General features: G+C 41.1%; 4 protein-coding genes and 1 tRNA gene. All 5 read right to left on the bottom strand.

All coding sequences use genetic code 11. From position 1 onward, the window contains the following. Positions 1-57: 57 nt before the first annotated feature. Positions 58-132: transfer RNA gene (locus RYM16_RS08695), tRNA-Gly, on the bottom strand. Between the two features lie 323 nt (positions 133-455). After that, positions 456-1559 (bottom strand): nicotinate-nucleotide--dimethylbenzimidazole phosphoribosyltransferase, encoded by a 1104-nt coding sequence (locus tag RYM16_RS08690; protein WP_314983351.1) that lies wholly within the window; start codon positions 1557-1559, stop codon positions 456-458. After that, on the bottom strand, positions 1556-2593 hold the full coding sequence (locus tag RYM16_RS08685; RefSeq protein ID WP_314983350.1) for a nicotinate-nucleotide--dimethylbenzimidazole phosphoribosyltransferase: 1038 nt from the start codon (positions 2591-2593) through the stop codon (positions 1556-1558). Before RYM16_RS08685 ends, RYM16_RS08690 begins: the two co-directional genes overlap by 4 nt. Positions 2594-2754: 161 nt before the next feature. After that, positions 2755-3642, bottom strand: coding sequence for a prephenate dehydrogenase/arogenate dehydrogenase family protein (locus tag RYM16_RS08680; RefSeq protein ID WP_314983349.1), 888 nt, complete (start codon positions 3640-3642; stop codon positions 2755-2757). A 104-nt stretch (positions 3643-3746) separates the two neighbouring features. Continuing rightward, positions 3747-5093 (bottom strand): MATE family efflux transporter, encoded by a 1347-nt coding sequence (locus RYM16_RS08675; protein ID WP_314983348.1) that lies wholly within the window; start codon positions 5091-5093, stop codon positions 3747-3749. Between the last annotated feature and the right edge of the window lie 285 nt (positions 5094-5378).

Genomic DNA, 5378 nt, shown 5'->3' with positions numbered 1-5378 from the left:
CTACGACCGATCGGTTAACAGCCGATTGCTCTACCGACTGAGCTATCGAGGAATGTATGGAGCGGGAAACGAGATTCGAACTCGCGACCCCCGCCTTGGCAAGGCGGTGCTCTACCGCTGAGCTATTCCCGCATACAGAACCGATAATTAATATAACATAATTATCAATCTGTCGTCAAGAACAAATTGAGAATGTCCTGACTGCCTTATAATAATATCAATTTACACATATAGTGTCAATGGTTTTTCCATGAAATTCCTGCAAAATTTTGATTTTACAACGGCCCTAATTAAAAATGAGGGATTATGTAATCCCTCATCTATTTAATTCCTATTTTCTAGGATTTTCGGTAACTTTGACTGATATCTCAACTAGTCTTATTCCCTATATAGCTTGCGTTAACCCATATTTAGCTTGAGTTCCCCATATTTGGTTAGTGTTACCTTATCTTTAATTAATTTTTACCGGCTTGTCTTCCTTTACCGGCTCCATCTTCAGCAACGCTAACTTCAGCTTCGATAAATGTTTTCATGTCATTTAGCATATGCATCGACGCATCGATAATAGATAGCCCCATTGTAGAACCTAAGGCTTCATCGATTTGTAAGTGATAGTGCAAACATGGTTTCACACCTAGGAATCGACATTGTTCCTTATGAATTGGTTCCTCATAGGCCGCCGATGGGAATACATAGTCTTTTACTAATGGCTCAATGGTAACAGCCGCCAATACAGCAGCACCTGTTACGGCATTATCAAAAACGATAGCCATACGATGACTAGCAGCACCTAAAATAAAGCCAGTTAAAAATGCAATATCAAGACCGCCTGCAATATTTAGCAAATGTAATACCGCATCACGGCGCTCGCTTTCACTCAATGCAGACCAATCATCAACAGCAATATTAAAGCGATCTACAAAGGAATGAATATGAGCAGCCCGTTGTTCTACCGTAGGTCCACATTCGCTATGAACGAGAATATCGTCATAGGCGCAGCCCGTAATTGTAGCCGTCGTTACGAGGGAGTCAAGGAACGCCCTTTCCCCTACGTTACCAATCGCCACCACTTGTAATCCATCAGCGTGTAGTTTATCAGCATAGGTAAAGCCAAGCTCTAAAGCTCGCTCAAGTTCATCTTGAGAAATGACAGGTTCTACACCAAAGAAATGAGAGCCTTTACGAATGACTTGTTGGTTAATATATTCTAGATCACTAGTATCTTGCTCAAGACCTACATTTACAACATGTACGTCTGCATTTAACTTAAATGCCGCCCCCTGCGTAGCCGTTCTACCTTCATTGAAACGTTTGATAGCGGCGTAGCTTTCACTACCATGCTGACTATTTTGAGGACCATCCACCAAGTGATCCGCTGCTACAATGAGCACACCATGGCGCAAATGATTGGGCTTAGGATTTGCCAAAATACCTGCAAAGCGTTCTGCTATAAGCTCTAAGGTTGCTAGGCTATAAATAGGTTTTGTTAAATTATCAATACGTAACCGGCACTCCTCCATGGAGGGTGCGTGCAATGGTTCTATGTTGAAAGTTCTCATGCCTTACCTCCTGTTATGGCCAAATACATATGAACTGCAAGGTCCAGCATCCCCATTTGAACCGAACTACCAGAGGCCTCGCCTAGACAAAGCCCCAAATCTACATACGCTTCTAAGCCTAGATTTTCTAAAGAGGACTTCGCTGCCTTTTCGGCCGACAAATGAGATGCCATCACATAATCCATGACTTCTGGCACTAAGGTTTTAGCCACCAATGCACAAGCAGATGTATTGAAGCCATCAATGATAACTAATCCATTATTAGCGGCCGCACCTAAGATGACGCCAACGATACAAGCAAATTCAAAACCACCTACAGAGGATAAAATACCAATAGCATCGTCTTTTGGAATATCCTTATATTTTTCTAGCACATCATGAACGATACGCTGTTTTAGTTTGAGCCGTTCATCGGAAATATTCGTCCCTCGACCTGTAGCTTCTTCCGCAGTAAGACCGGCAAACTTAGCGGTCATAAGAGCGCTAGCAGTTGTATTGGAAATACCCATTTCACCGACTAAAAATACGTTAAAGCCTTCATCAATTTTCTCTTTTACAAGACGAATCCCTGCTTCAATGCCTTCAATCGCTTGTTCCCGCGTCATGGCGGGTTCTTCTACAAAGTTTTTTGTACCCATCCCCAGTTTATGACTTCGAAGGCCTGGAACCCAGCTCATATCCGCATCAATGCCCATGTCGATGACTTCCATTTGAGCACCACAGTAATTAGCTAAGGAATTGGCACCAGCCCCTTTTGGAATTAGGTAGTTCTGTGTCATACCAACGGTCGTTTCCTTTGGATACGCACTAACCCCCATATCCGCCACACCATGATCCGCACTAGCGATAATCATACATGGCTTTGGTACAGTCAAAATGTCTTGATTTGTGGCAGAACCATATTGGGCCACTACATTTACAAGACGACCATATTGCTCTACAGGTGACGCTGTATTCCAGCTATCAATTATATGTTGTTCAATCTCTTGGTTGCGACCTACAATAGCGCCACAAGTTTCTTGTAACAAACTCATACGATCTCCCTTAACTAATTAATAGATCAGTTTACTTTTAGAATAATAGTATATCTTTATAATACTATTATATTTTTATAATATTAGTATATTTTTAGAGTTTTAGTATACACATGTTAGGGCATACACAATGTCACTTCAGCTACATAACCTTTATTATATTAGCTATCCTTAATTTGTCCCGTTAAATACGGCAACTTAGTGCGTATGTCACGACTGCGTTCCAAATAGGATTCCAATTCTTGACCTTCATCATCTTGTGAAAGCACCTCTTTTACACGTTGTATTTCAGCTTCTATCCGAGTAAGCCCTTCAATGACATTGCGCCGATTACCGTAGATAATTTCGCGCCACATAGATGGCAAGCCACCGGCTACACGGGTGCAATCTCGGAAACCACCTGCAGATAATCTCATACGTAATTCGCCCAATTCGTCGCCACCAGAAACTTGCGTCAAAATAGCAGCTAGCAAATGAGGCATATGACTAACCATAGCTAGATACGCATCATGCGCGTAAATATCGACGAACTCAATGCGTGAACCTACGGCACGGCCCATCTCAGCTAGCTCCTCGGCGACCTCTTCACTATATACTTCAGAGGCCTTATCCTCTAGGACGATCCATCCCATACCTTTAAATAAGTTTTTATGAGATACTTCGTAGCCACCTTTTTCTGAACCCGCCATAGGATGGACGGAGACAAAAATCGTTCCCTTAGGAATTGATTCATAAACAGCACGGATGAAGTTTTCCTTCGCACTCGATACATCTGTTACAACTTGTTTTGGTCTAAATAGATGTGCCGTTTCAGTAAAAAGTCGTGCATTTGTATCTGGTGGTAAGGAGAACACAACGATATCTGAGCTTTCAATCAACGGTTCCACCTCAGTCCAAGCAGCTTTCACCACCCCATCTTGGATGGCCGCATCACAAACCTCTTGGCGACGAGCATACCCTACCACCTCATAATCGGTGTAAGCCTTCAAAGCCTTTGCCAATGAACCGCCTAATAAGCCTAAGCCAATAATACCTACTGTCTTACTCATATAAACCTACTTTCACAATATCTAATAAATTACACTCTCCCATGTAATGCTACATATATCTACAAAATATAAACGGAATTAATTAAAATAACAGAACCTCAAACCTAAGCTTCAATAAGTCTCTTGTTTTTCCATTTACCGCTATACCAGCGATACACAAATAATAAACCCCGTAAAATTTCATCAACAGCCATAGCAGCCCAAATACCTACAAGGCCCCAGCCCCAATATATGCCAAAAAGGTATGATAGTGGCACTGCACATAACCACATGCCAAAGATGCCTACGAGCATTGGAGTTCGAATATCCCCTGCGGCTTGCAAACAAGATACCATAACGATATTTACGGCACGACCTAATTCAAGGAAGATTTCTACCAATAAGACATTATGGGCTAATGATAAAATTTCAGGATCTGTAGTAAAGACAGAAAGAACAACATCGCTAACAACATAGAAGAATGTAGCAAGACCTACGTTAATAGCAATGGCTAAAAACGTAGAATGCCATACGCGATTACTTACCTCCTCTTGGCGTTTGGCCCCCATCAAGAATCCAACGATTACTTGTGAAGCATTGGCGAGTGCTATTGTATATACATAGCAAAGCATAGCGATAACGGATACATATACCTTTGTATTGATTACTGCGAGTCCCAAAATATTGACCATTTTCATAATCATCGTTTGAGACAATTGATAACTCAATGTTTCGCCACCAGAAGGAACACTGATATGCAATAAAGACTTAATCGTATGCCACGGAAATGGTTTTAAGAATGTAAAGCTCACCTCTAAGGTTAATAATTTCTTAAAAGTATATCCAATAATCACGAGCCCTACCACTTTAGATAGCCATGTTGAAATAGAAACACCTAATACACCAAGACTTGGTATTGGCCCATGACCAAAGATTAATACATAATTCGTTATAATATGAATTACATTCATAACGAGTGCTATGTACATGGTAATACGCGTTAGTGAATGACCTCTAAACACGGCAACTAATGTATAGTACATGGCTTGTATCGGCAGCCCCGCCGCTACGATGGTCGTATAGAGCGACGTATCACGCATCGTTTCTGGCGGAATTCCTAGCCACGTGAAGATCCATTCATGACAAGTGATAAAAAATACTGCCGCTATGGATGAAAACAGAAAATTCATCACTAAGCTGACCGTACATACCTCTGATAGCTTGGACTGATTCCGAGCCCCTAAATACTGGGCAATCAAAATCGTCGTAGCTGTACTCATAACAATAATGAGCATAATAAAGATATTTAAAATTTGATTGGCATTAGCTACCGCTGCTACCGCTTGAGGAGAGTAGTGACTCATCATCACTTGGTCTATATTACCTACTAACAGCTGTAGGAACACTTCGATAAATATAGGCCAACTCAAAGTCCAGATAGATAAACTGATCCCCTTTTCGTATGTTTTCATAAAAACCTCTGCAACGAATACAATACAATTGCAATGAATATCATACAATGTCCTTATTATATCACGTTATATAACCACATGGGACAAATCGCAGGAATCAATATATCAAAATCGGTCTCCATTAAAGAGCGACAATTACAATTAAACTACAGATAAAAGTTACATACACCCGAGAGATACACAATATAGGATAAACAAAAAACGTGCCACCCGAAGGTGACACGTTTATCGGCTCTATAATAAATGTTGGGGTGACACCACTACGGTGTCACTTCCAACATTATT

Source organism: uncultured Veillonella sp. (genome assembly GCF_963524655.1).
In the GTDB taxonomy this organism is placed as follows: domain Bacteria; phylum Bacillota; class Negativicutes; order Veillonellales; family Veillonellaceae; genus Veillonella.
This window is presented reverse-complemented; position numbering and strand designations above follow the sequence as displayed.